This window comes from Corynebacterium sp., from assembly GCF_012837295.1.
GTDB lineage: Bacteria > Actinomycetota > Actinomycetes > Mycobacteriales > Mycobacteriaceae > Corynebacterium.
In genome coordinates this window covers 1-2015 of sequence record NZ_DURI01000236.1, presented here as the reverse complement: position 1 = coordinate 2015, position 2015 = coordinate 1, and the positions used below count along the sequence as shown (strand labels likewise).

Sequence of the window (2015 nt, the reverse complement as noted above, 5' to 3'; positions counted from 1 at the left end):
CCCTTCGCCATGGGCGCCGTCGACGCACCGGTCGTCATGACGATGTTCTCCGACTTCGAGTGCCCCTTCTGCGCGCGTTACGCCCAGGACACGCAGCCGAACCTCACCGCGGACTACGTCGACGCCGGCCTGCTGCGCATCGAGTGGAACGACTCCGCCGGCACCCCGGCGGCGGCGCAGGCCGCGCAGGCCGGTCGCGCCGCCGCGGCCCAGGGCAAGTTCTGGGAGTTCCAGGATGCGGCCTTCGACGCGGCCGTGGCCAAGGGCAACGGTCACCCCGAATTCACGGTCGACGAGCTCGTGGAGATCGCACGCACCGCCGGCGTCGAAGACGTCGACCTGTTCAAGAAGCAGCTCGAGGACGGCACGTGGGAGAAGCCCGTCCAGGAGGCCAACGCCTACGCGCAGAGCATCGGCGTGCAGGGCACCCCGATGTTCGTCATCGGCGCCACGCCGTTGTCCGGCGCGCTGCCGGAGGAGAACTTCCGCGACACCATCGAGCTGGAGCTGATGAAGGCCGAGCGCGCCCAGCGGTAGTCCCAGCCCCGCCCCCGCTGCACCCAAGTCCGGACGCTTCCCCGTTTTCCCACAACGGAAACGACGAAGCGTCCGGGCTTCGGTGCATCTGGGCCCGTCATCGGCGTGCGGCGTCGAGCACGGCGTCGAGCGGACGCCATCACGCGGCGATCGGCGCGTCGGGCGGGAAGCTGTGCGTCGGGGCCGGCAGCGGCGTCGAGATCCGGCCCGAAAACCCGCCTCCATCGACCTGAGGTTTTCACGCATGCCTTTTGTTGCTCGCGCACCCCGAGATCAGCCGGTTTTCGCCGTTTCAGAGCAATAAAAGATGTGTATGAACGCGACAAGTGCACCTGTGGGGTGTCCGTGAAAGGAGTGACGGCCAGTCCACCGCAACCGAGACCGGCACCGCGGGGGACGGACAGAATCGGGTGCGACGGACGGAAACCGAGGCCACCGGAACCGCGACGGGAACCAAGGGCCGGTACCGCGTGGGCGACAGGCTGGGGCGTCGGCGACATGCTGGAACCGGACCCCGGACCCGCTACCCGCGGAAGTAATCGACGGTGCGGCGGACGCCCTCGGCGATGCCGACCTGCGGCTCCCAGCCCAGCACCTCTCGGGCCAGCGACGGATCCAGCGCGGACCTGGGCACATCGCCCTGGCGGGCCGGGGCGTGCTCGGGGTCGTCGGCGGCGCCGGCGGCCTCGGCGACCAGCGAATGCAGCTGGCGGTCGGAGGTCTCGACGCCGGTGCCGATGTTGAACCGCATCCCCGACCCGGCCGTGCCCGCCGCCCGCACGAAGGCGTCGACGACGTCGCCGACGAACACGTAGTCGCGGGTGTTGCCGCCGTCGCCGAAGACGCGCGTGCCCTCGCCGGCGAGGAGGCGCTGGGCGAAGATGGCGACGACGCCGGCCTCGCCATGCGGATCCTGCCTCGGCCCGTAGACGTTGGCGGGCGCGATGTGCGAGCAGTCCAGGCCGTGCAGGCGGCGGAACATGTTCAGGTACTGCTCGGCCGCGGACTTCGACGCGGCATAGGGGCTCAGCGGACGGACTTCCTGGTCCTCGCCGACGGGGAAGGAATCCGGGGTGCCGTAGATCGAGCCGCCGGAGGACGTGAACACGATCTTGCGCACGCCATTCCGGCGGGCGGCGTCGGCGATGCGGATGGTGCCGACGATGTTCAGCTCCGCGTCGTGCACCGGGTCGGCGACGGACTCGCGGACGTCGATCTGCGCGGCGAGGTGGAAGATCACCTCGGGGCGCACGCGCTCGAGCAGCTCGTCCCAGTCGACGGCGAGGACGTCGGCCTCGACGAACTTGAAGCGGTCGGCGCCGGTCGCCCGCGCCCCCTCCAAGTTGGCGAGCTTGCCGTGCGACAGGTCGTCGACGACGGTCACCGCGTGTCCATCCGCCAGCAGCCGGTCGACCAGCGTCGACCCGATGAACCCGGCGCCTCCGGTCACCAGCGCGCGGCTGGGCGGGAAGGCGGTG

2 protein-coding genes are annotated in these 2015 nt (G+C 70.6%); one reads left to right on the top strand and one right to left on the bottom strand.

All coding sequences use genetic code 11. The features are described from left to right. Positions 1 to 537, top strand: a 537-nt coding sequence (locus tag GX015_RS07750) for a thioredoxin domain-containing protein (RefSeq protein WP_291344122.1), incomplete at its 5' end; no start/stop codon positions are given. A 523-nt stretch (positions 538 to 1060) separates the two neighbouring features. On the opposite strand, the gene GX015_RS07745 is transcribed toward GX015_RS07750, so the two are convergent. Further along, positions 1061 to 1990, bottom strand: coding sequence for an NAD-dependent epimerase/dehydratase family protein (locus tag GX015_RS07745; protein WP_291344124.1), 930 nt, complete (start codon positions 1988 to 1990; stop codon positions 1061 to 1063). Between the last annotated feature and the right edge of the window lie 25 nt (positions 1991 to 2015).